General features: G+C 65.8%; 21 protein-coding genes. 13 read left to right on the top strand and 8 right to left on the bottom strand.

The annotated features are described in order from the left end of the window. The gene (locus BDOA9_RS32465; RefSeq protein WP_025038122.1) at window positions 1-2,415 is read right to left on the bottom strand and encodes a phosphoketolase family protein; all 2,415 of its coding nucleotides are present in this window, start codon (window positions 2,413-2,415) and stop codon (window positions 1-3) included. A gap of 210 nt (window positions 2,416-2,625) precedes the next feature. Here BDOA9_RS32465 and BDOA9_RS32460 point away from each other — a divergent pair, with 210 nt between their 5' ends. The 3 genes from BDOA9_RS32460 to BDOA9_RS32450 all read left to right on the top strand — a co-directional run bounded on the left by BDOA9_RS32460 (window position 2,626) and on the right by BDOA9_RS32450 (window position 6,387). Beyond that, entirely contained in the window at window positions 2,626-3,789 is a 1,164-nt protein-coding gene (locus BDOA9_RS32460; protein ID WP_025038121.1) for a PA0069 family radical SAM protein, read from the top strand. 90 nt (window positions 3,790-3,879) lie between these two features. After that, window positions 3,880-4,737 carry a ribonuclease HII gene (locus tag BDOA9_RS32455; protein ID WP_025038120.1) on the top strand — a complete coding sequence of 286 codons (858 nt, stop codon included), beginning with the start codon at window positions 3,880-3,882 and terminating at the stop codon, window positions 4,735-4,737. 141 nt (window positions 4,738-4,878) lie between these two features. Then, window positions 4,879-6,387: a glycosyltransferase family 39 protein gene (locus tag BDOA9_RS32450; protein WP_025038119.1), complete on the top strand. Its 1,509-nt coding sequence runs from the start codon at window positions 4,879-4,881 to the stop codon at window positions 6,385-6,387. A gap of 131 nt (window positions 6,388-6,518) precedes the next feature. Here the strand turns inward: BDOA9_RS32450 and BDOA9_RS32445 are convergent, their stop codons facing one another. After that, entirely contained in the window at window positions 6,519-7,322 is an 804-nt protein-coding gene (locus BDOA9_RS32445) for a uracil-DNA glycosylase (protein WP_025038118.1), read from the bottom strand. A 135-nt stretch (window positions 7,323-7,457) separates the two neighbouring features. On the opposite strand from BDOA9_RS32445, the gene BDOA9_RS32440 reads away from it, so the two are divergent. From BDOA9_RS32440 to BDOA9_RS32430, 3 genes are all read left to right on the top strand, one after another. Then, window positions 7,458-9,119: an electron transfer flavoprotein-ubiquinone oxidoreductase gene (locus tag BDOA9_RS32440; RefSeq protein WP_025038117.1), complete on the top strand. Its 1,662-nt coding sequence runs from the start codon at window positions 7,458-7,460 to the stop codon at window positions 9,117-9,119. Window positions 9,120-9,407: 288 nt separating this feature from the next. Continuing rightward, the gene (locus tag BDOA9_RS32435) at window positions 9,408-11,204 is read left to right on the top strand and encodes a tetratricopeptide repeat protein (RefSeq protein ID WP_025038116.1); all 1,797 of its coding nucleotides are present in this window, start codon (window positions 9,408-9,410) and stop codon (window positions 11,202-11,204) included. Between the two features lie 23 nt (window positions 11,205-11,227). After that, complete coding sequence (locus BDOA9_RS32430; protein WP_025038115.1) at window positions 11,228-12,112, top strand: 4-(cytidine 5'-diphospho)-2-C-methyl-D-erythritol kinase; 885 nt, start codon at window positions 11,228-11,230, stop codon at window positions 12,110-12,112. Here the strand turns inward: BDOA9_RS32430 and BDOA9_RS32425 are convergent. From BDOA9_RS32425 to BDOA9_RS32405, 5 genes are all read right to left on the bottom strand, one after another. Then, on the bottom strand, window positions 12,109-12,987 hold the full coding sequence (locus BDOA9_RS32425; protein ID WP_025038114.1) for an alpha/beta fold hydrolase: 879 nt from the start codon (window positions 12,985-12,987) through the stop codon (window positions 12,109-12,111). The genes BDOA9_RS32430 and BDOA9_RS32425 overlap by 4 nt on opposite strands. Next, the gene (locus tag BDOA9_RS32420) at window positions 12,980-13,612 is read right to left on the bottom strand and encodes a LysE family translocator (protein ID WP_025038113.1); all 633 of its coding nucleotides are present in this window, start codon (window positions 13,610-13,612) and stop codon (window positions 12,980-12,982) included. The genes BDOA9_RS32425 and BDOA9_RS32420 overlap by 8 nt, the downstream gene beginning before the upstream one ends. Before the next feature lie 59 nt (window positions 13,613-13,671). Beyond that, on the bottom strand, window positions 13,672-14,934 hold the full coding sequence (gene fabF / locus BDOA9_RS32415) for a beta-ketoacyl-ACP synthase II (protein WP_025038112.1): 1,263 nt from the start codon (window positions 14,932-14,934) through the stop codon (window positions 13,672-13,674). Between the two features lies 1 nt (window position 14,935). Beyond that, a complete protein-coding gene (locus tag BDOA9_RS32410) occupies window positions 14,936-15,451 on the bottom strand; it encodes a winged helix-turn-helix transcriptional regulator (RefSeq protein WP_025038111.1) in 516 nt (171 codons plus the stop codon). A gap of 430 nt (window positions 15,452-15,881) precedes the next feature. Beyond that, window positions 15,882-16,889, bottom strand: a complete 1,008-nt coding sequence (locus tag BDOA9_RS32405; RefSeq protein WP_025038110.1) for a polyprenyl synthetase family protein — start codon at window positions 16,887-16,889, stop codon at window positions 15,882-15,884. A gap of 133 nt (window positions 16,890-17,022) precedes the next feature. On the opposite strand from BDOA9_RS32405, the gene BDOA9_RS32400 reads away from it, so the two are divergent. From BDOA9_RS32400 to glyS, 6 genes are all read left to right on the top strand, one after another. After that, window positions 17,023-17,250, top strand: a complete 228-nt coding sequence (locus BDOA9_RS32400) for a putative signal transducing protein (protein WP_008562067.1) — start codon at window positions 17,023-17,025, stop codon at window positions 17,248-17,250. Continuing rightward, the gene (locus tag BDOA9_RS32395; protein ID WP_025038109.1) at window positions 17,243-18,007 is read left to right on the top strand and encodes a tRNA1(Val) (adenine(37)-N6)-methyltransferase; all 765 of its coding nucleotides are present in this window, start codon (window positions 17,243-17,245) and stop codon (window positions 18,005-18,007) included. The genes BDOA9_RS32400 and BDOA9_RS32395 overlap by 8 nt, the downstream gene beginning before the upstream one ends. Window positions 18,008-18,222: 215 nt before the next feature. After that, the gene (locus tag BDOA9_RS32390) at window positions 18,223-19,131 is read left to right on the top strand and encodes a S49 family peptidase (protein WP_025038108.1); all 909 of its coding nucleotides are present in this window, start codon (window positions 18,223-18,225) and stop codon (window positions 19,129-19,131) included. A gap of 104 nt (window positions 19,132-19,235) precedes the next feature. After that, window positions 19,236-19,427 carry a hypothetical protein gene (locus BDOA9_RS32385; protein ID WP_025038107.1) on the top strand — a complete coding sequence of 64 codons (192 nt, stop codon included), beginning with the start codon at window positions 19,236-19,238 and terminating at the stop codon, window positions 19,425-19,427. A 198-nt stretch (window positions 19,428-19,625) separates the two neighbouring features. Continuing rightward, window positions 19,626-20,564: a glycine--tRNA ligase subunit alpha gene (locus BDOA9_RS32380; protein ID WP_025038106.1), complete on the top strand. Its 939-nt coding sequence runs from the start codon at window positions 19,626-19,628 to the stop codon at window positions 20,562-20,564. Continuing rightward, complete coding sequence (gene glyS, locus BDOA9_RS32375; RefSeq protein WP_025038105.1) at window positions 20,564-22,753, top strand: glycine--tRNA ligase subunit beta; 2,190 nt, start codon at window positions 20,564-20,566, stop codon at window positions 22,751-22,753. The genes BDOA9_RS32380 and glyS overlap by 1 nt, the downstream gene beginning before the upstream one ends. A gap of 244 nt (window positions 22,754-22,997) precedes the next feature. On the opposite strand, the gene BDOA9_RS32370 is transcribed toward glyS, so the two are convergent. Continuing rightward, a complete protein-coding gene (locus tag BDOA9_RS32370) occupies window positions 22,998-23,351 on the bottom strand; it encodes a DUF1236 domain-containing protein (protein ID WP_025038104.1) in 354 nt (117 codons plus the stop codon). 222 nt (window positions 23,352-23,573) lie between these two features. On the opposite strand from BDOA9_RS32370, the gene BDOA9_RS37010 reads away from it, so the two are divergent. After that, a complete protein-coding gene (locus tag BDOA9_RS37010) occupies window positions 23,574-23,729 on the top strand; it encodes a DUF3096 domain-containing protein (protein WP_008562090.1) in 156 nt (51 codons plus the stop codon). Window positions 23,730-23,775 lie beyond the last annotated feature (46 nt).

Below are 23,775 nucleotides of genomic sequence, written 5' to 3'. Positions count from 1 at the left end.
CTAGTCGCCAGCCTCGGTCGGCGTGCTGCCCCCGGCGCTGTTCTGCCAGACCCAGTCACGAATCTCGGGCATGTCCTCGCCGTGCTCGCGGACATAGCGCGAGTGTTCGATCAGCTTGTCGCGGAGCTGCTGCTTGACCTGCGCAGCCCTGGCCGCAAGGCCCGGCACCCGCTCGATGGCCTCGATCGCGAGATGGTAACGGTCGAGCTCGTTGAGCACGACCATGTCGAAGGGCGTCGTCGTGGTGCCTTCCTCGGCAAAGCCGCGCACATGCATGCCGGCATGGTTGGTGCGGCTATAGGTCAGCCGGTGGATCAGATAGGGATAGCCGTGATAGGCAAAGATCACAGGCTTGTCGCGCGTGAACAGGCTGTCGAAGTCGCGGTCGGAGAGGCCGTGCGGATGCTGCTCGCGCGGCTGCAGCGTCATGAGGTCGACGACGTTGACGACGCGGATCTTCAAATCCGGCAGCGCCTTGCGCAGGAGGTCGACGGCGGCGAGCGTCTCCAGCGTCGGCACGTCGCCGGCGCAGGCCATCACGACGTCGGGCTCGCCCTTGCCGTCCTCCGTTCCCGCCCAGCTCCAGATGCCGATGCCGGCATCGCAATGCGTCGCGGCGTCCCGCATCGAGAGCCATTGCGGCGCCGGCTGCTTGCCGGCGACGATGACGTTGATGCGGTTATAGGTGCGCAAGGCATGGTCGGCGATCCAGAGCAGCGTGTTGGCATCCGGCGGGAAGTAGATGCGGACGATGTCGGCCTTCTTGTTGGCGACGAGATCGACGAAACCGGGATCCTGATGGCTGAAGCCGTTGTGGTCCTGGCGCCAGACATGCGAGGTCAGGAGATAATTGAGCGAGGCGATCGGACGCCGCCACGGCAGCTCCCGCGTCACCTTCAGCCATTTGGCGTGCTGGTTGAACATGGAATCGACAATGTGGATGAAGGCCTCGTAGCAGGAGAAGAAGCCGTGCCGTCCCGTGAGCAGATAGCCCTCCAGCCAGCCCTGGCAGAGATGCTCGCTCAACACCTCCATCACGCGGCCGTCCTGAGCGAGATGCACGTCGTAAGGCTCGGTCGGCTCCATCCAGACGCGCTCGGTGGCTTCGAACACGGCATCTAACCGGTTCGATGCCGTTTCGTCGGGACCCATGATGCGGAAGTTGCGCGCTTCCGCGTTGAGGCGAATGACGTCGCGCAGGAATTTGCCGAGCTCGCGCGTCGCTTCCGCCACGACCTCGCCGGGTTGCGGCACCTCGATCGCGAAGCTGCGGAAGTCCGGCAGCTTCAGCTCCTTCTTCAACACGCCGCCATTGGCATGTCGATTGGCGCCCATCCGCCTGATGCCTTCGGGCGCGAGCGCCTGAAGCTCGGCAATGAGCGCGCCGTTCGCATCGAACAGCTTTTCGGGCTCGTAACTGCGCATCCAGTCTTCGAGAATCTTCAGATGCGCCGGGTTCTCGCGGCAGCCTGCGACGGGCACCTGATGCGCGCGCCAAAAACCCTCGACCTTCTTGCCATCGACTTCCTTCGGGCCGGTCCAGCCCTTCGGGCTGCGCAGCACGATCATCGGCCAGCGCGGCCGCTCGACGCTGGTGCGGACGTCGCGGGCATGTTGCTGGATCGATCGGATGCTGGCGAAGGCGACGTCCAGCGCATCGGCCATGGCTTGGTGCATCAATTTGGGATCATCGCCCGTAACGAACAGCGGCTCGTGGCCGAAGCCGCGGAAGAGGTCGCGGATCTCGGCGTCTGGCATCCGCCCGAGCACGGTGGGATTCGCGATCTTGTAGCCGTTGAGATGCAGGATCGGCAGCACCGCGCCGTCATGGGCGGGGTTCAGGAACTTGTTGGAGTGCCAGGACGCAGTCAGCGGCCCGGTCTCGGCCTCGCCGTCGCCGACCACGCAGGCGACGACCAAGTCCGGGTTGTCGAATGCGGCGCCATAGGCGTGCACCAGCGCGTAGCCGAGCTCGCCGCCTTCATGGATGGAGCCCGGCGTTTCCGGCGCGGCGTGGCTCGGGATGCCGCCGGGGAAGGAGAACTGCCGAAACAGCTTGCGCAATCCGTCCGCATCGCGCGCGATGCCGGGATAGATCTCGCTGTAGCTGCCTTCGAGATAGGTGTTGGCGACCATGCCCGGACCGCCATGACCGGGGCCGCAGACATAGATCACGCTGACATCGAGCGCGCGGATGACGCGGTTGAGATGGGCATAGATGAAGTTCAGGCCCGGCGTCGTTCCCCAATGTCCCAGCAGACGCGGCTTGATGTGCTCGGGCCGCAGCTTCTCGCGCAGCAGCGGATTGTCGAGCAGGTAGATTTGCCCGACGGAGAGGTAGTTGGCGGCGCGCCAATAGCGATCGAGCAGATCGAGGTCGCTGCTCGCTTCGGCCGTTTTTTGTTGATTTGTCATGTTCCTGCCGACCTTCACTTCGCGATCGTCATCAACCCGGTTCCAGCGCGATCGATCCGCCCGCCATGAAACGGGAAGGTCGTGACGGCCATGTTGCGTGAGGTCAAAGGCGCGCGCGCGAAGTTTGGGCAGCTCTACTATGCATGGGTTTGTTTTCACGTTTTTGGTTTGTGTTCTTGATTTGTTCATGTGTCGTGTTATCTTGGCTGCATGAGTCCAGCATCCTCTCATGCTCTCAAGCACCCGCCGGTCACGGCGCCCTCCGAGCCGGCGGGTGCGCCTGCAGATTTCCCCGAGCTTGGCGCCGCCATCGACCGCGCGCGAAGGCGAGGGCGGGGCGCGCAATCCAATGCCAGCGGTCGCTTTGAGGCCGAGGCGCGCGTCGCTTTCGATGACGGCTGGCAGAGCCTGGACGAGCTGCCGCCGTTCAAGACCACAGTCGCCATCGACACCTCGCGCAAGGTGATCACCCGCAACGATTCCCCCGACATCGGCTTCGACCGCTCGATCAATCCGTATCGCGGCTGCGAGCACGGCTGCGTCTATTGCTTCGCGCGGCCGACCCACGCCTATCTCGGCTTGTCGCCCGGGCTCGACTTCGAGTCGAAGCTGTTCGCCAAGCCGGACGCGCCTTCGCTGCTGGAGAAGGAGCTTGCCGCCCCGGGCTACGAGCCGCGGATGATCGCGATCGGCACCAACACCGATCCCTACCAGCCGATCGAGCGCGAGCGAAAGATCATGCGCGGCATTTTGGAGGTGCTGGAGCGCACCTCGCATCCCGTCGGCATCGTCACCAAGTCGGCGCTGGTGCTCCGCGACATCGACATTCTCCAGCGAATGGCCAAGCGCAACCTCGCCAAGGTCGCGATCTCGGTCACCTCGCTCGATCCGAAGCTGGCGCGCAGCATGGAGCCGCGGGCCTCGACGCCGCCGAAGCGGCTGGAGGCGCTGAAGCAGCTCTCGGAGGCCGGCATTCCGACCACGGTGATGGTCGCGCCCGTGATCCCGGCACTGAACGATTCCGAGATCGAGCGCATCCTCGATGCCGCCGCCCATGCCGGTGTCAAGGAAGCCGCCTATGTGCTGCTGCGGCTGCCGCTGGAGGTCCGCGATCTCTTCCGCGAATGGCTGATGGCGAACTATCCGGACCGCTATCGCCACGTCTTTACCCTGATCCGCGACATGCGCGGCGGGCGCGACTACGATGCCAAATGGGGCGAACGGATGAAGGGCACGGGCCCGATGGCCTGGACCATCGGCCGCCGTTTCGAGATCGCCTGCGACAGGCTCGGCCTCAACAAGCGGCGCTCCAAGCTGACGACGGACCACTTTGCCCGGCCGAAGCGAAGCGGCGATCAGCTCAGCCTGTTCTGATTGGGGGCGGGCAGGCGCCCGGCCTGAATAACGGGAATATCCCGGGTTCCCGGTTGCGCCGGCGAAGCCCCCTGGCGCACGATCCCGGCCATGATTCGGGACAAGTCCGCCAAGACCCCAGCCAAAGACGCGCCGAAGAAGAAGGCCGCGAACAAGGCTGTGCCTGCCAAGGCGGCCAAGATCTCTGCGGCTGACGCTGCGAAGGTTCCTGCCGGCAAGAAGGGCATCATCGCCGTTGCTGCCCCCAGCTTCCGCCGCGAGCGTGCGCTGATCAAGCGCGGCGTCTGGCCGGTCGCGGGCTGCGACGAGGCCGGCCGCGGCCCGCTGGCAGGTCCCGTGGTGGCTGCCGCGGTGATTCTCGATCCCGACCGCATTCCGCGCGGCATCGACGATTCCAAGCGCCTGACCGCCGAGGCGCGCGAGAAGCTGTTCGACAAGATCTGCGCCACCGCGCAGGTCTCGGTTGCCGTCGCATCGCCTTCGCGAATCGACCGCGACAACATCCTGCGCGCCTCGCTGTGGGCGCTGAAGCGCGCCGTGGTGGCCCTGCCCGAGGCGCCCCGCCACGTCTTCGTCGACGGCCGCGACCGGCTCGACACGAATTGCGATTGCGAGGCGGTGATCGGCGGCGACGGTATCGTGCTGTCGATCGCCGCGGCCTCCATCGTCGCCAAGGTCACCCGGGACCGGCTGATGTGCGCGCTGGCGCAGGACTGCCCCGGCTACGGCTTCGAGCAGCACAAGGGTTACGCCGTCCCCGAGCATCTCGACGCGCTCGATCGCCTCGGCCCCTCCATCCACCATCGCAGCTTCTTCGCCCCCGTCGCCGCCGCCCGCGCCAAGCACATGCCCTGGACCGTCGAGCCGGTGCAGGACCTGTTCTCTGTGACCGCGGTCAAGGTGCAGATCGAAGCGGCCGTCGAAATCGATGCCTCAGCGAATCTCTAGCTGATCCTTCCACAGCATCCATCTGTCATGGCCCGGGCATGACGGTCTGCGGCGGTTGCCACAACCCGTGACGCCCTTTATCAAAACAGACGTGAGCGAATAGGGCCGGCTGGACGGGTTGGCTGCACCTTCGGACGTTGCATGCGGTTTACCTCCCTGGTCATCGAGCTCATTCGCGCCCGGCCGCGGCTGATCGTGTGGATTGCCGTGCTGCTGCAGGCCGTGATGTGGCTGTTCGTGGCGCTGGTGTTCTACCGCAGCCCGCCCGGCACCCTCGCGACCCTCCTGGCCTTCGGCAGGGAATACCAGATCGGGACCGATCTCGGCCCGCCGCTGCCGGTCTGGCTTGCCGACATCGCCTATCGCGCCGCCGGCGGCCACATGCTCGGCGTCTACGTGCTCGCCGAGCTCTGCGAGATCGCGACCTTCATCGCGCTCTATCATCTGTCCCGCGCCGTGGTCGGCTCGCAGCAGGCGGTGCTCGCCGTGCTCCTGACCATGACGGTGCTGGCGTTCTCCTCCCCGGCGCTGGACTTCGGGCCGCTGATCCTGGCGCGGCCGCTCTGGGCGCTCTTGCTGCTGCACTCCTGGCAGATCATCGGCCAGCGCCGCGGCAATGCCTGGTTCGCCTGGTCGATCGAAGCCGGCCTCCTGCTGCTGACGACGCCCGCCGCGATCTTCCTGTTGCTGCTGATCGTCGTCTTCGCGGTCTCGACCGCCGCCGGCCGAAGGACGCTGCGCGGGCTCGATCCGCTGTTCGCGCTGATCGTCGTCGCCGTGCTGGCGCTGCCCTATGCGGTCTGGCTGATGAGAGCCGAGACGTTGACGCTGCCGGCCTTGCCGCAAGTCGCCGAGTTCAACGCGCGGGCGCTGCATGCAGCCTGGCTGCTCGGCGGGCTCGTGCTCGGGGCGGCGGCGATCCCTGCGCTGACCTTTCTGAACTCCGGAATGTTCGCCGGCAAGGGCGAGGAGCCGCCGATCATCTACCGCCCGCCGGTTGAGCCGCTCGCGCGCAGCTTCGTCTATTTCTTCGCATTCGCCCTGCCGCTCGGCGCGGTGCTGATCTCCGGCCTGCTCGGCCTCGATTCCGTGATCGGCGGCCCCGGCGTCGTGCTGATCATGTGGGGGCTTGCCGTGGTCGTCGCGGCCGGCGATCTCATCGCGATGCGCCGCGCGCGCATGCTGCGCATGGTCTGGGCCGCCGCAATCGCCGCGCCCGCCGCCGGCGTGGTGCTCGCAGTCCTGTTCCTGCCCTGGACGGGCACTGGCGAAATTGCGACCTCGATGCCGGCGCGCGCGATCTCTGACTTCTTCGACGAGAGCTTCGCCCGCCGCACCAACCATCGCCTGCGGGCCGTCGCCGGCGAGACCCAGCTCGCCAGCCTGATCGCGCTGCATTCCGGCCGGCCGCATCTGTTCATCGACGCCGACCCCGCGCGGACGCCGTGGATGAGCCAGACCAGATTCAGCGAGACCGGTGGCGTCGTGGTCTGGCGCGCCTCCGATACCGCCGGCACGCCGCCGCCGGAGATCCTCAAGCGCTTTCCCGGCATCGTGCCGGAAGTCCCACGCGCCTTCGAATGGCTGGTGACCGGCCGCCAGCAGCTGTTGCGCATCGGCTGGGCCATCGTGCGGCCGAAGGGGACGTGACTTGCGGGCGTGCTCTCTCCGGCGTCATTGCGAGGAGCCGTTGCGACGAAGCAATCCAGAATCCCTCCGTGGAAAACCTCTGGATTGCTTCGCTGCGCTCGCAATGACGGGGAGGGAGCGGCCGCCCCTCGCTAACCCGCCAGCGCCTTCGCGATCGATCGCAGGTCTTGCCAGGCCAGCCGCTTGTAGGCCGGCGAGCGCAGCAGATAGGCCGGATGGAACGTCGGCAGCGCGCGGATCACCCGCTGGCCGGTATCGTAGTCGAACCAGCGTCCGCGCGTGCGCATGATGCCCTCGCGCGTCGACAGAAGCGTCTGCGTCGACGGATTGCCGAGCGTCACCAGCACGTCCGGATTCACCAGCTCGATCTGGCGCTGGATGAAGGGCAGGCAGATTTGCGTCTCCTGCGGCGTCGGCGTGCGGTTGCCCGGCGGCCGCCAGGGAATGACGTTGGCGATGTAGGCGGTGGTGCGGTTGAGGCCGATCGCGCCGATCATCAGATCGAGCAGCTTGCCGCTGCGTCCGACGAAGGGCAGTCCCTCGATATCCTCGTCGCGGCCGGGCGCCTCGCCGACGAACATGATGCGCGCCTGCGGGTTACCGTCGGCGAACACCAGCCGCGTCGCCGTGTGCTTCAACGCGCAGCCCTCGAAATTCTGCATCAGCTCGCGCAGCGCCTCCAGGGAGGGCGCGGTGCGCGCGGCCTCGCGCGCCGAGGCGATAGCGACGTCGGGTGCAGGGGCGGCCTCGCCGCGCATCACTGCCGGCGCCGCAACCGGCCGCGGTGCCTCGACCGGCGCCGCGCGCGGGGCGGGCGGCGGCGCATCGATTTCCGCCAGGCGGTCTATCGGTTCCTCCGCAAGCGCACAGTCGACACCAGCCTCCAGATAGAAGGCGAGCAGCTCTCGGACGGTGGGTGCGGGTTCGGGGATCATGGGAAAGTCTGACTTTTATATCACCTTGAGCGGCCTTGCATCCCGGCGGAACGCGATTCCGAGGTTGTCCTACCCGGAAAAATCGGAAACAAGGGGGCGCAAACGACCGAGGACCGTCTCGAGGGCTGAGATCAGATGAGCACCGAAGAACTTCCCCCGCGCGAATCCATGGAATTCGACGTCGTCATCGTCGGCGCCGGCCCCTCGGGTCTGGCAGCCGCGATCCGGCTGAAGCAGCTCAACGCCGATCTCAACGTCGTCGTGGTGGAGAAGGGCTCCGAGGTTGGCGCGCACATCCTCTCCGGCGCTGTGATCGATCCCGCGGGCCTCGACAAGCTGATACCCGACTGGCGCGAGGATGCCGACTGCCCGCTGAAGACGCAGGTCAAGGACGACCGCTTCTACTGGATGACGGGCGGTGGCGCGATCAAGCTGCCGGGTTTCATCATGCCGCCGCTGATGCACAATCATCACTGCTATATCGGCTCGCTCGGCAATGTCTGCCGCTGGCTGGCGCGCAGGGCCGAGGCGCTCGGCGTCGAGATCTACCCGGGCTTTGCGGCGGCCGAGGTTCTGTATGACGAGGCGGGCAAGGTCAAGGGCATCGCCACCGGCGACATGGGCATCGGCCGCGACGGCAAGCCGAAGGATTCGTTCACCCGCGGCATGGAATTGCTCGGCAAGTACACGCTGTTCGCCGAAGGCGCCCGAGGCAGCCTGACCAAGCAGCTCATCAACAAGTTCGCGCTCGACGCCAAGAGCGAGCCGCCGAAGTTCGGCATCGGCCTCAAGGAGGTCTGGCAGATCGATCCCGCCAAGCACCAGAAGGGCTTGATCCAGCATTCATTCGGCTGGCCGCTTGACCTCAAGACCGGTGGCGGCTCGTTCCTTTATCACTACGACGACAATCTCGTCGCCGTCGGCTTCGTCGTGCATTTGAACTACGACGATCCCTATCTGTCCCCGTTCGACGAATTCCAGCGCTTCAAGACCCATCCCTCGATCCGCGGCACCTTCGAAGGCGCCAAGCGGCTCGCCTACGGCGCACGCGCGATCACCGAGGGCGGCTATCAGTCGGTGCCGAAGCTGAGCTTCCCCGGCGGCGCGCTGATCGGCTGCGCGGCCGGCTTCGTCAACGTGCCGCGCATCAAGGGCGTGCACAATGCGATGGGCACCGGCATGCTGGCTGCCGAACATGTTGCGGCCGCGCTCGCCGCCGACCGCGCCAATGACGAGCTCGTTGAATACGAGAACGCCTGGCGCTCCTCGTCGGTCGGCAAGGACCTGTTCCTGGTCCGCAACGTCAAGCCGTTGTGGTCGAAGTTCGGCACCGTGCTCGGCGTCGCGCTGGGCGGCTTCGACATGTGGTGCAACACGCTGTTCGGCGCCTCGCTGTTTGGCACGCAGTCGCACGTCAAGCCCGACCGCGCCACGCTCGATCCGGCCAAGAGCCACGTGCCCAGGAACTACCCGAAGCCCGACGGCAAGATCACGTTCGACAAGCTGTCCTCGGTGTTTTTGTCCAACACCAATCATGAAGAGGATCAGCCGATCCATCTGAAGGTCACCGACATGAACCTTCAGAAGAGCTCCGAGCATGACGTCTACGCCGGCCCCTCGAATCGCTATTGCCCGGCTGGCGTCTACGAATGGATCGAGGAGGGCTCCGGTCCGCGCTTCCAGATCAACGCGCAGAACTGCGTCCACTGCAAGACCTGCGACGTGAAGGATCCCAACGGCAACATCACCTGGGTTCCCCCGGAGGGTGGCGGCGGCCCGAACTACGAGGCGATGTGAAGGCGCCGCGCACGGGTGACCTGGCGCACATTCCCGTGAGGACGAGGCTGCGGCGACCCGCCGCGGCCACGATAAGGCCATAGTGGCGGCGTCTTGGGGCTGCTCCTGATCGAACTTGGCCGATTTGGGGGCGTTCGGAGGGGAGCGGCCGGTCCGAATCCTTGCGGCGAAGCGCCAAAAGCGGCATTGTCGGCCCGACGGTTCCGGGTCCGGATGTCACCGGCTGCGTTCGCTTGCGTACGGCCTTCTGCTGCAAGCCCAGGCACCACCAACTCAAGGCGAGCCCTGATGTTTTCAAATCGTTTCAACCGCTGGACTGCTGCCGCCATCGCCCTCATGGGCACTGCGATTGCGACGGTCCCCGGCGCGGTCCTGGCGCAGACGCCGGATCATCCGGAGAACACGGCGGCGCAGTTTCCGACGCGAAACGATCTGAAGTCGCTCACCGGCGCCGGCAGCTATCTCGCCGCCCGCCACGCCAGCGTCGAGCGCGACGCGGCCTCGGCCGCCGCATTCTACCGTTCGGCGCTCCGCACCGATCCCAAGAACAACGAGCTGCTCGACCGCGCCTTCATCTCATCCGTCGCCGACGGCGACATCGAGGAGGCGGTCAAGCTCGCCGAGCGCATCCTCACCATCGACAAGACCAACCGCGTCGCGCGTCTCGTCGTCGGCGTGCACGATCTCAAGCTGAAGAAGTACGTCGCGGCGCAGACCAACATCAACCAGTCGATCCGCGGTCCGATCACCGACCTCGTTGCCACGCTGCTGTCGGGCTGGGCAGCCTATGGCGCCGGCGATGCCAAGGGCGGTGTCGCCACCATCGACAAGCTGGCAGGTCCGGAATGGTATCCGCTGTTCAAGGACCTCCACACCGGCATGATCCTGGAGCTCTCCGGCAAGGAGAAGGACGCCGGCACCCGCTTCGAGCGCGCCTACAAGCTCGACGATTCCATGCTGCGCGTCACCGAGGCCTACGCGCGCTGGCTGTCGCGCAACAAGGATTCCGCCGCGGCGACCAATGTCTACTTGGCCTTCGACAAGAAGCTCGCGCGCCATCCGCTGATCCAGGAAGGCCTGCGGGACACCAAGGCCGGCAAGAAGATGCCGCCGCTGGTCGATTCCGCGCAGGCCGGCGCGGCCGAAGCGCTCTACGGCATCGGCGCGACACTGACCCGCCGCGGCGGCGAGGATCTGGCGCTGGTCTATCTCCAGCTCTCGCTGTACCTGCAGCCGAGCCATCCGCTGGCGCTGCTCTCGCTTGCCGACCTCTATGAATCGGTGAAGCGGCCGAAAATGGCGATCAAGGTCTATGAGCGCGTGCCCGCGTCCTCGCCGCTCAAGCGCAACGCGCAGATCCAGCTCGCCATCGATCTCGATTCCGCCGATCGCACCGATGACGCGATCAAGATCCTCAAGAGCGTCACCGCGGAGGATCCCAAGGACCTTGAAGCCATCATGGCGCTCGGCAACATCGAGCGCGGCCGGAAGCGGTTCGGCGATTGCGGCGCGACCTATTCGCGAGGCATCGACGTGCTGCCGCCCGGCAACGACAAGGCCAACAGCGTCTGGTACTATTATCGCGGCATCTGCCAGGAGCGCTCCAAGCAATGGGCCAAGGCCGAGGCCGACATGAAGAAGGCGCTGGAGCTGCAGCCCGACCAGCCCCACGTCCTCAACTATCTCGGCTATTCCTGGATCGACCAGGGCGTGAATCTCGACGAAGGCATGAAGATGATCAAGCGTGCCGTCGAGCAGCGTCCCGACGACGGCTACATCGTCGATTCCCTCGGCTGGGCCTACTATCGCATCGGCAATTACGAGGAGGCAGTGAAGAACCTCGAGCGCGCGATCGATCTCAAGCCCGAGGATCCCACCATCAATGACCACCTTGGCGATGCCTATTGGCGCGTCGGCCGCACGCTGGAGGCAAAATTCCAGTGGTCGCATGCGCGCGATCTCAAGCCCGAGCCGGAAGAGCTGCCGAAGATCGAGGCCAAGATCGCCAATGGTCTCCCGGACGACAATTCGAACTCTTCGGCCGCGCAGGCGGAAAAGAAGAAGGACGACGGCAAGGGCGGTTAGTGAGTTCTGGGGGCTGATCGCCAATGTCGGCGTTGATTGAAGAAGGGCGCGCGAAGGTCAATCTCAGCCTTCGCGTCATCGGCCGTCGTGCCGATGGCTATCATGATCTCGAAAGCGTGGTCGCGTTTGCCGACTGCGCCGACCGGCTTACGCTGGAGCCGGGCGATGAGCTGAAACTGACCACGACCGGGCCGCTGGCTGCCGCCTGCGGCGATGCCGCCGACAATCTCGTGCTCAAGGCCGCCAGCCTGCTGGCCGATGCCGTCCCTGGCCTGAAGCTGGGCGCCTTCGCGCTCGACAAGGTGCTCCCCGTTGCAGCCGGCATCGGTGGCGGCTCGGCGGATGCCGCGGCGGCGCTGCGGCTGCTGGCGCGTCTCAACAATTTGTCGCTCGATGATCCCCGCATTCAGAAGATCGCGCTCGCGACCGGCGCCGACGTGCCGGTGTGCCTGCTCTCGCGCGCCTGCGACATGACCGGCGTCGGCGAGCAGTTGCTGCCTCTGGCGCTGCCGAGCATGCCCTGCGTCATGGTCAATCCGCGCGTGCCCGTCGCCACCAAGGACGTATTCCAGGCGCTGGGCTTGCGCAATGGCGAGCTCCTGGTCGGTGTCACCGACGTCATTCGCGCACCGGCCTGGCCGGAAGAGGGCGGCTCGATTTCCGACTGGGTCGAGGTTCTCGACACCGTCGCCAATGACCTGGAGGCGCCTGCGCTGCGGATCGAGCCTGTGATCGGCGAGGTGCTGGACGCCTTGCGCTCCTCCGCCGGCGTCAAGCTCGCCCGGATGTCCGGCTCGGGGGCGACGTGCTTTGCGATCTACGGCGCGCCTGCGGAGGCACATGCCGCCGCCGAAAAGATCCGCCGCGATCACCCCGGCTGGTGGGTGCATGCGGGCACGTTGAGCTAGCTGCTGCCGTCCTCGTCGAGCCCGAGAAACCGCCGGATCTCGCCCAGCACCTCCTGCGGCTTGTCGTGCTGCAGCCAGTGTCCCGCTCCGGCGATGGTCTCGATGCGCGCGTTCTGGAAATAGCGCTCCAGGCCTGCCGCCTTCGCGCCCGCCAGAAAACTTTCGCCGGCATTGAGCAGCAGCGTCGGGCAGGCGATACGTGACCACAGCGCGACGTGATCGTCCGGCCAGAGCCGGTGCGGGGCGCTGGCGCGCTGATAGGGATCGAACTTCCAGCTATAGGTGCCGTCTTCGTTCCGCCGCGTGCCATGCGTGGCGAGATGCAGCGCGAGGTCACGAGACAGCCGCTTGTTGTGAAGCACCATCTGCGCGGCCGCGTCCTCGAGGCTCGGATAGCGGCGCGGGGTGCGGTCGTGCAGTTTGTCGAGCTGGGCCACCCATTTGCCGATGCGCTCATGGACCGGCGCTTTTGGTGCATCCGGCGACATGGTCACGCCGTCGAGCACGACCAGCTTGGTGACCAAGTCGGGGAATGCGCCCGAAAAGATCAGGCTCACCATGCCGCCCATCGAATGGCCGATCAGGGTGACCTGAGGCGTGGCTAAGGTGCGAACCAGCTGCGCGAGATCGTAGACATATTCTGTCAGCGCGTAGCTGCCGCCTCTCGTCCAGTCGGAATCGCCGTGACCACGCAGGTCGGGCGCGACGACGCGAAAATGAGGTCGCAGCGAGCGCGCGATGTGATCCCAGCTGCGGCAATGATCACGGCCGCCATGCACCAGGATGGCGACGGGTGCGCCCTCGTTGCCCCAGTCGGCATAATGCAGCCGCAGGCCGTGCGACTCGTAGAAGCGGCTTTGCGGGGCGCTAGCCATTGGCCGGCCGCCGCGCCAGCGCGAGCGAGAGGCCGAGGCCCGCAATGAAGACGCCGGAGCCCTGCGTGAGGCGTCGCATCAGAAGCGGCCGTCCGATCAGCTGCGCGCGCGTCGCCGAGGCCATCAGCACCACCACGACATCGGCGAGCGTGTTCAGCGCCACCGAGATTGCACCCAGCAGGATGAATTGCAGAGTCGGGTTCGATTCCGTGGGATCGAGGAACTGCGGAATGAAGGCGAGGAAGAACGCCGCGGTCTTCGGATTGAGCGCCTCGACCAGCACGCCGTCGCGGAACGCGCGCTTGTCGCCGATCGGCTTGCTCCCAAGCGACAGCGCGACGCCGGCGCTGCGAAACGTCTTGATGCCGAGCCAGACCAGATAGAGCGCGCCGACGAATTTCACGGCGGCAAACAGCTCCGCGCTGGCCAGGATGATGGCGGAGATGCCGAGGCTGCCCGCGATCACATGAACCAGTCCGCCCAGCGCCGTGCCCGCGGTCGAGGCAAAGCCGCTGCCACGCCCCTCCGACAAGGTTCGCGCCGCGACGTAAAAAATGCCCGGGCCCGGAACGGCGGCAATGAGGAGAGCTGCGGCCAGGAACAGCCAGAAATTCGTTTCGATCATCCCGTTTTGGTAGCGGAGCGCGCGGCGATTGCAAAGCCTCTCGTTCAAAGACCTCTCGTTCAGCCCATCCGGCGGAAGATCACGCTGGCATTCACCCCGCCGAAGCCGAATCCGTTGGAGATGGCATGCTGCATCGGCATCGGCCGCGCGCTGCCTGCGACGATGTCGATACCGCCCGCGCCGGAATCGGGGTTTTCGAGATTGAGCGTCGGCGGTGCGATCTGGTCGCGCAGCGCGAGCACGGTGAAGATCGCTTCCAGCCCGCCGGCGGCGCCGAGCAGATGGCCTGTGGCCGATTTGGTCGCGCTGACAGCAATGTCGCGGTTGCGGCCGAACAGCGCGCCGATCGCACCGAGCTCGCTCTCGTCGCCGGCCGGCGTCGAGGTCGCATGCGCGTTGAGGTGCTGCACATCCGCGGGCGCAAGCTTGGCCTGCCGGAGCGCGATCTCCATCGCGCGGCGGGCACCATCGCCATCGGGCGGGCCCGACGTCATGTGATAGGCATCCGCACTCGTGCCGTAGCCGACGATCTCGGCGATCGGCGTCGCGCCGCGCGCCTGCGCATGCTCCAGCGCCTCGATCACCAGGATGCCGGCGCCTTCGCCCATGACGAAACCGTCGCGGTTGCGATCGAACGGACGCGAGGCGCGCGCGGGCTCGTCGTTGAAGCCGCTCGACAGGGCACGCGCCGCCGCAAACCCGCCGAGGCTGACGATGTCGATGCAGGCCTCCGCGCCGCCGCAGATCGCAACGTCAGCTTCGCCTGATCGGATCATGCGCGCGGCATCGCCGATCGCCTGCACGCCGGCCGCGCAGGCCGTGACCGGCGTGCCCAGTGCGCCCCTGTAGCCGTATTTGATCGAGACGTGGCCGGCGGCGAGATTGGCGAGGAACGAGGGGATCGTGAACGGCGACAGCCGGCGCGCGCCGCGATGTTCGGTGATGCGCACCGCCTCCGCCATGGCCGGAAAGCCGCCGACGCCGGAAGCGATGATCGTCGCGGTGCGCTCCAGCGCGCTCGCATCCTGCGGCGTCCATTTGGCCTGCGCGACGGCTTCCGCCGTGGCGAGCAGTGCGAACAGGATGAAGCGGTCCATCTTGCGCTGGTCTTTTGGCGCGGCAGCTTGCGCAGGATCGAAACCGCCTTCGGCATCATCGGCCTTGTCGGGGACAAGACCTGCGATGCGCGCCGGCAGCGCCTGTGCCCATTCCGGCAATTGGCGTAGCCCGCTTTGCCCGGCGAGCAGCCGCCGCCACGTCAGTTCGACGCCGCAGCCGAGCGGCGACACCGCGCCCATTCCGGTCACGACGATACGACGCATGTCAGTCTCCAGCCGGCGCGACGGCCGGGTTCATGGCCTTGAGCGAAGCGAGCCGTGCGCGCATGCCGCGGCTGGCGCGGGGACCTGCGATGACGACCGCATTGGCGAGCGTGATCGGGCGCTTGTCGGCGGCATCGACCACGATGGGATCGAGCGGACGAACGCCGTCGCGGCTCGCCAGCAGGATGGATTCGCCCTTCGGTGCGAGATGCTTGTTGCCCCAGGCCAGCAGCGCCGCGATCACGGGGAAGAAATCCCGCGCCTTGTCCGTCAGCACATATTCATAGCGCGGCGGCCGCTCCTGATAGCGGCGGCGGACGAACATGCCGCTTGCGGTGAGATGCGCAAGCCGCCGCGACAGGATGTTTGGCGCGATCCCGAGGCTCTGCGAGAACTCGTCGAACTTCGTCGCACCCTGAAACGCATCGCGCAGGATCAGGATGCTCCACCATTCGCCGACCGTCTCCACCGCGCGGCCGACCGGGCATTCCAGGATGGAGGGGGATTTGGGCTGCATGCGAGGAAGGTAGGGTATTAACTTGCAAAATGCAAGTGACTGGGTCGACGCAAGCATGCGAAGCGAATGAGGCTGGCTCTGCTGGTGTGACGAAGCGCAGTTGCTGAACAGTCGCACTCGTGTCCCGGACGCAGCGCAGCGCCTCCTTGCGGTGCGCTGCAGAGCCGGGGTCCATGTTGCTACTGTCGCGCGTGTCGCAGGGGCCCCGCTCTGCGCAGCAGCGTTGCACGCTGCAGCGCGGCCGGGACACGAGAGCGAGCGGTGGCTTGGCGCCATACTCCGTCATTGCGAGCGCAGCGAAGCAATCCAGACTGTCTCCGCGGAGGGATTCTGGATTGCTTCGCTGCGCTCGCAATGACGGCTGCTGATGCAGTCGAGCGTTGTCTCAACCGGCTTCACCTTTGATGATGCCGGCTGGGGCGTCGGTCGCCTAATGCGACCGTGCCAGGCAAAACGCCACGACCTGCTCCAGCGCGCTCTTCATCGGCGAGGGCGGGAAGAGCGCCAGCGCATCGACGGCCATGGCGCCGTAGTGCTGGGCGCGGCTCAGCGTATCCTCGAGCGCGCGGTGCTTGTTCATCAGGCCGATGGCATGATCGAGATCGGAATCGCCGATCTCGCCGCGCTCGAGCGCACGGATCCAGAAGGCGCGCTCGGTGTCGTTGCCGCGGCGGAAGGCGAGCACGACGGGCAGCGTGATCTTGCCTTCGCGGAAATCGTCGCCGGTGTTCTTGCCGAGCTTGGCGCTCTTGCCGCCGTAGTCGAGCACGTCGTCGACGAGCTGGAAGGCGATGCCGAGATTCATGCCGACCGAGCGGCAGGCGGTCTGCTCCGCCTTGGGTCGGTTGGCGATGACAGGGCCGACCTCGCAGGCGGCGGCGAACAATTCGGCGGTCTTGCCGCGGATCACGGCGAGATATTCGTCCTCGGTGGTTGCGGTGTTCTTGGCGGCGGCGAGCTGCATCACCTCGCCCTCGGCGATGGTGGCGGCGGCTGCGGAGAGGATGTCGAGCGCGCGCAGCGAGCCGACCTCGACCATCATGCGGAAGGCTTGTCCGAGCAGGAAGTCGCCGACCAGCACGCTCGCCTCGTTGCCCCAAAGCATGCGCGCCGACAGCTTGCCGCGGCGCATCTCGCTCTCGTCGACGACGTCGTCGTGCAGGAGCGTCGCCGTGTGCATGAATTCGACCGAGGCAGCCAACTTGATGTGGCCGTCCCCGGTGTAGCCGGCGAGGTTGGCCATGGCGAGCGTCAGCATGGGGCGCAGGCGCTTGCCGCCTGAGGAGATCAGGTGGTTGGCCACTTCCGGGATCATGGTCACGTCGGAGCCGGTCCGCGACAGGATCGTGGTATTGACCCGCTCCATGTCGGGGGCGACAAGGGCAACCAGCTCTTCGATCGACGCGCCGGGAGTTTCGAAAGGTACGATGACGGCCACGCCGGTCTCCAATATTTGCCCCGGAAGGGCTATTCTGATGGAAATACAATAGAAACTGGCGGCGGATGCGGCAAGGCCCGCGGAACCATTGACATTTGCCGCGTTAGCCACTTTCAAGCAGGAGATCTGCGTTTTGCGCGAACTGGTTCGGACCAACGATATGGTGCTGGTGTCGGCGATCGGCGCGCTGCTCGATGGCGCCAACATCCATCATCTGGTGCTCGACCAGAACATGAGCATCATCGAGGGCTCGCTCGGCATCCTGCCGCGGCGGATCCTGGTTCATGAGGACGACGCCGAGGAGGCGAGGGCGCTCCTCACCGAGGCCGGCCTCAGCCACGAACTGCGCGGCGATGATTGAGGCCGCGGATCTTACCGAGGACGCCTTTCTCGGCGGGCAATTGCGCTTGATGCAGAAGCGGTCCGGCCATCGCGCCGGGCACGACGCCGTCCTGCTCGCAGCGGCGACCTGCGCAGAGGCGGGGGACCGCGTGGTCGATTTCGGCGCCGGCATCGGCACGGCGGGGCTCGCGCTGGCGCGTCGCGTCGCGGGGATCAGGCTCTGCCTGGTCGAGATCGATCCGGAGCTGGCTGAGCTCGCGCGTGCCAACGCCGCCGCGAACGCGATTCCCGCCGAAGCCATCGTGCTCGACGTCACCACTGACGCGCAGGCGTTTGCAGCGAACGGGCTTCTGCCCGACAGTGCCGACGCCGTGCTGATGAACCCGCCCTTCAACGATCCCGCACGCCATCGTGGCTCGCCGGATCCGGCGCGCCACACCGCGCATGTGGCGACGGACGAGACGCTGCATGCGTGGGTGCATGCAGCCCGGCGTATTCTCCGATCGAGCGGCGTGCTGACCTTGATCTGGCGCGCGGACGGACTTGGCGACGTCATGGCAGCGCTGTCACGCGGCTTCGGCAGCCTCGCGATCCTGCCGGTTCATGGCGAGGCGGGAAAGCCCGCGATCCGCGTGCTGGTGCGCGCAGTCAAAGGCGGAAGGGCTCCGACGCGATTGCTGCCGGGCCTCATGCTTAACGAAGAGTCAAACGTGCCTAAAAAAGAGGTGAGGGATATTCTGGAGGGGAGGGCGGCGTTGCCGCTGGCGGGGCCGTGACGGCTTACTGCGGAAGAGATTCCGTCTGCTGCTCTTGCGGGGACGTCAAGCGAAGCGCCGCAAAAAGCGCACCGATCAGCAGCAACAGCAGATAGATCTTCATGGCGTTTCCTCCGCTGCCTATTGCAGCTTCCCAACGGGAATTCTGCAAAACACGTTCCAGGCACTTTCAATGACACTCGCGTGATAAGAAATGGTTAATCAGAGGTAAGGCGATGGCCGAACAATTGAACGATCGTGAGAGTTCCGGCCTGGCCGACAAGCTCATGCAATACCTGCCGGCGCGCTTTCGTCCCGGCACGGCGGTCGTGCCGGTGGTGCGGCTGTCGGGTGTGATCGGTGCGGTGACGCCGCTGCGTCCGGGCCTGACGCTTGCCGGCATCGCGCGGGTGCTCGAGCGGGCGTTTTCCTATCGGCACGCCAAGGCGGTGGCGCTGGTGATCAACTCGCCCGGCGGCTCGCCGGTGCAGTCGCGCCAGATCTACTTGCGCATCAAGCAGCTCGCCGCGGAGAAGAAGCTGCCCGTGCTCGTGTTCGTCGAGGACGTCGCGGCCTCCGGCGGCTACATGATCGCCTGCGCGGGCGACGAGATCATCTGCGATCCCTCCTCGATCCTCGGCTCGATCGGGGTGGTCGGCGGCAGCTTCGGTTTCCAGGAGGCGATCCGGCGGCTCGGCATCGAGCGGCGCCTCTACACCTCAGGCGAGCACAAGGCGATGCTCGACCCGTTCCTTCCGGAAAACCCGGATGACGTGGCCAGGCTGAAGGCGATCCAGCGCGAGATCCACCAGATCTTCATTGCGCTGGTCAAGGAAAGCCGCGGTATCAGGCTGAAGGGAGCGGACGACACGCTGTTCACGGGCGAATACTGGGCGGGGGACAGCGCGGTCGCATTGGGGCTCGCCGACAGTATCGGCGATCTCCGCTCAACTCTTCGTGCCCGCTACGGCGAGAAGGTTCTCACCCCCGTGATCGCCCAGCCGACCGGTCTGCTTTCCGGCTTTTTGGGCCGGAAATCGCCCGGTGCGGGGCAGCTTTCCGCCCTGGAATCAATGGCCGGCCTGCCGGACGAGCTGATCTCGGCGGTCGAGACGCGGGCGATTTGGGCGAAATTCGGGTTCTAGGTCTCGCGCTCCCGCGCCATTTCGCCCGGGCCGCGCCAATTGCGGCGCAGGTCCATCTGCGCAACAATGCGCGTGGGGGCTGAGCATGAGACGAGGATCGACCGATGCCGCCGTTCGTCGCTTTCGCGGGCGTTCTGGGCGGGCTTGCCGTGGTCCGCTGGGCCTACAAGACCGCACTCAGGATCAACCAGGAGCTGGAGGAGATGCGCCTGTCGCGCGTCACTGAAGCCGCCCGCATGGGGGATATCCAGACGCTGAAGCGTGACCCCGTGACCGGAGCTTACCGGCCGGGTTAGCCGCGCTGCTCGTCATGCCCGGGCTTGTCCCGGGCATCCACGTTTCTCGTGCCTAGAGCAAGCTCGTGGATGGCCGGGACAAGCTCCGGCCATGACGGAGAACTGGGCCCGAATCCGCCCCCTTCGCCTTGATTCCCATCCCCGCCGTCGATACGGTCCCGCGCGATTCAAAACCCCCCGCGAGAGCCCGATCTGACGATGGACGCCTCATTGCCCGCCCATATGCGCCCGGAACGCTCGTTCCAGGGCTTCATCCTCGCGCTCCAGCGGTTCTGGGCCGAGCAGGGCTGCGTGATCCTGCAGCCCTACGACATGGAGATGGGCGCGGGCACCTTCCATCCGGCGACCACGTTGCGCGCGCTCGGGCCAAAGCCTTGGAACGCCGCCTATGTGCAGCCCTCGCGCCGGCCCAAGGATGGCCGCTACGGCGAGAACCCGAACCGGATGCAGCACTATTACCAGTTCCAGGTGATCATGAAGCCGTCGCCGCCGAACCTTCAGGAGCTGTACCTGAAGTCGCTCGCGGCGATCGGCATCGATTCGGCCGTGCACGATATCCGCTTCGTCGAGGACGATTGGGAAAGCCCGACCCTGGGCGCCTGGGGTTTGGGGTGGGAATGCTGGTGCGACGGCATGGAAGTCAGCCAGTTCACTTACTTTCAGCAGGTCGCGGGCTTCGAATGCGCGCCGGTCGCGGGCGAGCTGACCTACGGGCTCGAGCGCCTCGCGATGTATGTGCAGGGCGTCGACCGCGTCTACGACCTCAACTTCAACGGCCGCGAGGGTGATGCCAAGGTCACCTATGGCGACGTCTTCCTGCAGGCCGAGCAGGAATATTCGCGGCACAATTTTGAGTATGCCGACACTGCGATGCTGTTCGAGCAGTTCAAGATGGCCGAGCTTGCGTGCAGAAAGTACCTCGACGCCGGCTGGCGCGACGGCGGCAACCGGAAGCAGCATCTGATGGCGCTGCCGGCCTATGACCAGTGCATCAAGGCGAGCCACGTCTTCAACCTGCTCGACGCCCGCGGCGTGATCTCGGTGACCGAGCGGCAGAGCTACATCCTGCGTGTGCGCGAGCTGGCAAAAGCTTGCGGCGAGGCCTGGATCCACACTGAAGCGGGCGGAGCGGCCTGATGCCCGATCTTTTGCTTGAACTGTTCTCGGAAGAAATCCCCGCACGCATGCAGGCAAAGGCGGCCGACGATCTGCGCCGCATGGTCACCGACAAGCTGGTTGCCGAAGGCCTGGTCTACGAGGGCGCGAAGGCATTCGCGACGCCGCGCCGCCTTGCGCTGACCGTGCACGGCATCCCTGCGCGCCAGCCTGACCTGAAGACCGAGCGCCGCGGCCCGAAAGTCGGCGCGCCCGACGCGGCGGTGCAGGGCTTTCTCAAGGCGACCGGTCTGAAGTCGCTGGACGAAGCAAAAATCCAGCGCGACCCCAAGGGTGATTTCTACATCGGCTTGATCGAGAAGCCCGGCCGCGACGCGATCGACGTGCTCGCGGAAATCCTGCCCGTCATCATCCGCACCTTCCCCTGGCCGAAATCGATGCGCTGGGGCGCGCGTTCCGGCAAGCCCGGCGCGCTGAACTGGGTGCGTCCGCTGCACGCGATCACCGCGACGTTCGGGCTGGAGACCGAAGAGCCCGATGTCGTGAAGTTCGAGGTCGACGGCATCGCGAGCGGCCAGACCACCTACGGCCACCGCTTCCTCGCGCCGGCGCCGATCTCTGTGCGCCGGTTCGAGGACTACGAAGCAAAGCTGCTCGACGCCAAGGTCGTGCTCGATCCTGACAGGCGCAAGGACGCCATCCTCACCGACGCCAAGCAGCTCGCCTTCGCGCAAGGCTTCGAGCTGGTCGAGGACCAGAACCTGCTCGACGAGGTCGCCGGCCTCGTCGAATGGCCAATCGTGCTGATGGGCTCGTTCGAGCCGGAGTTCTTGAAGACACCGGATGAAGTCATCCGCGCCACCATCCGCAACAACCAGAAGTGTTTCGTGGTGCGAGATCCCAAGACGGGCAAGCTCGCGAGCAAGTTCATCCTGGTCGCCAACATCGAGGCGACCGACGGCGGCAAAACCATCATCGCCGGCAACGAGCGCGTGATCCGCGCACGTCTGAGCGATGCGAAGTTCTTCTATGAGACGGACCTCAAGACCAAGCTCGAGGATCGGCTGCCCAAGTTCGAGCAGATCGTGTTCCACGAGAAGCTCGGCACGCAGGCGGAGCGGATTGAGCGCATCGAGCGCCTTGCTGCCGAGATCGCGCCGCTGGTCGGCGCCGATGTTGGCAAGGCGACACGGGCCGCGCATCTCGCCAAGGCGGATTTGTTGACCGAAGTCGTCGGCGAATTCCCGGAAGTGCAGGGCCTGATGGGCAAGTACTACGCGCTGGCGCAGGGCGAGGACGTCTCCGTCGCCGCCGCGTGCGAGGAGCACTACAAGCCGCAGGGGCCCGCAGATCGCGTGCCGACCAATCCGGTCAGCGTTGCCGTGGCGCTCGCCGACAAGATCGATACGCTCGTCGGCTTCTGGGCAATCGACGAAAAGCCGACAGGCAGCAAGGACCCGTATGCGCTGCGCCGTGCGGCGCTGGGCGTGATTAGGATTGTCCTGGAGCAGAGCGATCGCCTTTCCCTGACGCCGATTTTCCAGGCTGCAATTGCGCTTCACATTATGCGCGGCACCGACGCTACTTTCGAAGGCATAGTGGCTGCTGTTCGCAATCCGGCCCCCAATCCGACGTTCCTTCAAAAAAGAAAGTCAATCGCAGCCGACAATCTTGTCTCACTGATCGGAGACCTGCTCGCCTTCTTCGCCGACCGCCTCAAAGTCCAGCTCCGCGAGCAGGGTGCGCGTCACGATCTCGTCGATGCCGTATTCGCGCTCGGTGGTCAGGACGATCTCCTGATGATTGTCCGCCGCGTCGAGGCGCTCGGGAAATTCCTCGACTCTGACGACGGCAAGAACCTGCTCGCCGGCACCAAGCGCGCCAGCAATATCCTCAGCATCGAGGAGAAGAAGGACAAGCGCAGCTTCGACGGCGCGCCCGATGCCGCGCTCTACAGCCTCGCGGAGGAGAAGGCGCTGGCCGAGGCGATCGGTGAGGTCAAGGCGGAAGCCAGCGCTGCGGTGGCCAAGGAAGACTTCGCCTCCGCGATGAGCGCGATGGCAAAGCTGCGTCCGCCGGTCGATGCGTTCTTCGACAAGGTTCGCGTCAACGACGACGATGCGAAGGTGCGCGAGAATCGTCTGAAGCTCCTCAACGAGATCCGCAGCGCCACGCGCGCGGTGGCGGACTTCTCGAAGATCCAGGATTGAGGCGCGCGGTATAGCGGCAAACACCGCTGTCATTCCGGGGCGCGCGCAGCGCGAGCCCGGAATCCATCGTGCCGCGCGTTATGTTGAGAAATGGATTCCGGGCTCGCGCCAAGTGGCGCGCCCCGGAATGACAGAACAAAAAAGCCCCGCCCGGCGGGGGGAGGACCGGGCGGGGCCTGATGTCCGATTTAACACTGCTCGCGCCAGCCTGATGTGACGCGCCGGACATCGAATGAAGCGGCGTTTAGTCGAGCACCTCGACGATGCGGCGCGAGCGCGGCTCGACCAGCACGGTTTCGCCGTTCACGACGGTGTAGCGATAGGTCGTGGGGCCGAAACGTTGCGGCACGTCATAATAAGTGACGCCTGCCTCGGGTAAGGTGGTGCCGACCACCACGCGATCCGGAATGCGGAAGGCCGGCACACGTTGTTCGACGACATATTCGCGGAAGGCGGGCCGCTGTTCGACGGCGATCGTCGGTGCGCCATCGACCATTGCGGGCGCGCGTCCGATCGTGACATCGCTTTGCGCCTGCGCGGCAAGGGGCGCGCCGGTCGCGGCCGCGAGCGCTGCGAGAGCAAGAATCCTGTTCCGCATGGACAACTCCTTCGACGTGATTCTTCGGACGCGCCAGCGGCGCGACCGGTTGCCAATGCGTGCCTCAAGTCAATGTTCCGGGAAAAGGCATGCCGTAATCGCGGCAATTTCGGGCTGTTTTCGTGAGGGCGGGAACTCTGATCAGCTCTTGCGCATCTCTACTCCCGGAACTCGTCCGGTTATGATCCGCGCGATTCGCCTCAACTCACAGAAAGATAGTTCATGCACATCACCGTCGCCCACATTTCGCCGATCCTGTCGTTGATTGCGGGCGTGCTCATCCTGATCATGCCGCGGCTTCTCAACCTCATCGTCGCGATCTTCCTCATCGTCAACGGCGCGATCGGGCTCGGGCTCCTGAAGTGGCTCCGCTTCTAGGCGGCGGTTTCACTTTTCGGAACTGTCGTCTTGCGCGGGCCCGCCC

Source organism: Bradyrhizobium sp. DOA9 (genome assembly GCF_000617845.2).
In the GTDB taxonomy this organism is placed as follows: domain Bacteria; phylum Pseudomonadota; class Alphaproteobacteria; order Rhizobiales; family Xanthobacteraceae; genus Bradyrhizobium.
The sequence above is the reverse complement of the archived record's forward strand: the minus strand, read 5'-3'. Positions and strand labels throughout refer to the sequence as shown.

Coding starts and splice junctions, on each gene's coding strand:
- BDOA9_RS32465 (WP_025038122.1), bottom strand. CDS start 2,415: ATGACAAATCAACAAAAAACGGCCGAAGCGAGCAGCGACCTCGATCTG.
- BDOA9_RS32460 (WP_025038121.1), top strand. CDS start 2,626: ATGAGTCCAGCATCCTCTCATGCTCTCAAGCACCCGCCGGTCACGGCG.
- BDOA9_RS32455 (WP_025038120.1), top strand. CDS start 3,880: ATGATTCGGGACAAGTCCGCCAAGACCCCAGCCAAAGACGCGCCGAAG.
- BDOA9_RS32450 (WP_025038119.1), top strand. CDS start 4,879: ATGCGGTTTACCTCCCTGGTCATCGAGCTCATTCGCGCCCGGCCGCGG.
- BDOA9_RS32445 (WP_025038118.1), bottom strand. CDS start 7,322: ATGATCCCCGAACCCGCACCCACCGTCCGAGAGCTGCTCGCCTTCTAT.
- BDOA9_RS32440 (WP_025038117.1), top strand. CDS start 7,458: ATGAGCACCGAAGAACTTCCCCCGCGCGAATCCATGGAATTCGACGTC.
- BDOA9_RS32435 (WP_025038116.1), top strand. CDS start 9,408: ATGTTTTCAAATCGTTTCAACCGCTGGACTGCTGCCGCCATCGCCCTC.
- BDOA9_RS32430 (WP_025038115.1), top strand. CDS start 11,228: ATGTCGGCGTTGATTGAAGAAGGGCGCGCGAAGGTCAATCTCAGCCTT.
- BDOA9_RS32425 (WP_025038114.1), bottom strand. CDS start 12,987: ATGGCTAGCGCCCCGCAAAGCCGCTTCTACGAGTCGCACGGCCTGCGG.
- BDOA9_RS32420 (WP_025038113.1), bottom strand. CDS start 13,612: ATGATCGAAACGAATTTCTGGCTGTTCCTGGCCGCAGCTCTCCTCATT.
- fabF (WP_025038112.1), bottom strand. CDS start 14,934: ATGCGTCGTATCGTCGTGACCGGAATGGGCGCGGTGTCGCCGCTCGGC.
- BDOA9_RS32410 (WP_025038111.1), bottom strand. CDS start 15,451: ATGCAGCCCAAATCCCCCTCCATCCTGGAATGCCCGGTCGGCCGCGCG.
- BDOA9_RS32395 (WP_025038109.1), top strand. CDS start 17,243: ATGATTGAGGCCGCGGATCTTACCGAGGACGCCTTTCTCGGCGGGCAA.
- BDOA9_RS32390 (WP_025038108.1), top strand. CDS start 18,223: ATGGCCGAACAATTGAACGATCGTGAGAGTTCCGGCCTGGCCGACAAG.
- BDOA9_RS32385 (WP_025038107.1), top strand. CDS start 19,236: ATGCCGCCGTTCGTCGCTTTCGCGGGCGTTCTGGGCGGGCTTGCCGTG.
- BDOA9_RS32380 (WP_025038106.1), top strand. CDS start 19,626: ATGGACGCCTCATTGCCCGCCCATATGCGCCCGGAACGCTCGTTCCAG.
- glyS (WP_025038105.1), top strand. CDS start 20,564: ATGCCCGATCTTTTGCTTGAACTGTTCTCGGAAGAAATCCCCGCACGC.
- BDOA9_RS32370 (WP_025038104.1), bottom strand. CDS start 23,351: ATGCGGAACAGGATTCTTGCTCTCGCAGCGCTCGCGGCCGCGACCGGC.
- BDOA9_RS37010 (WP_008562090.1), top strand. CDS start 23,574: ATGCACATCACCGTCGCCCACATTTCGCCGATCCTGTCGTTGATTGCG.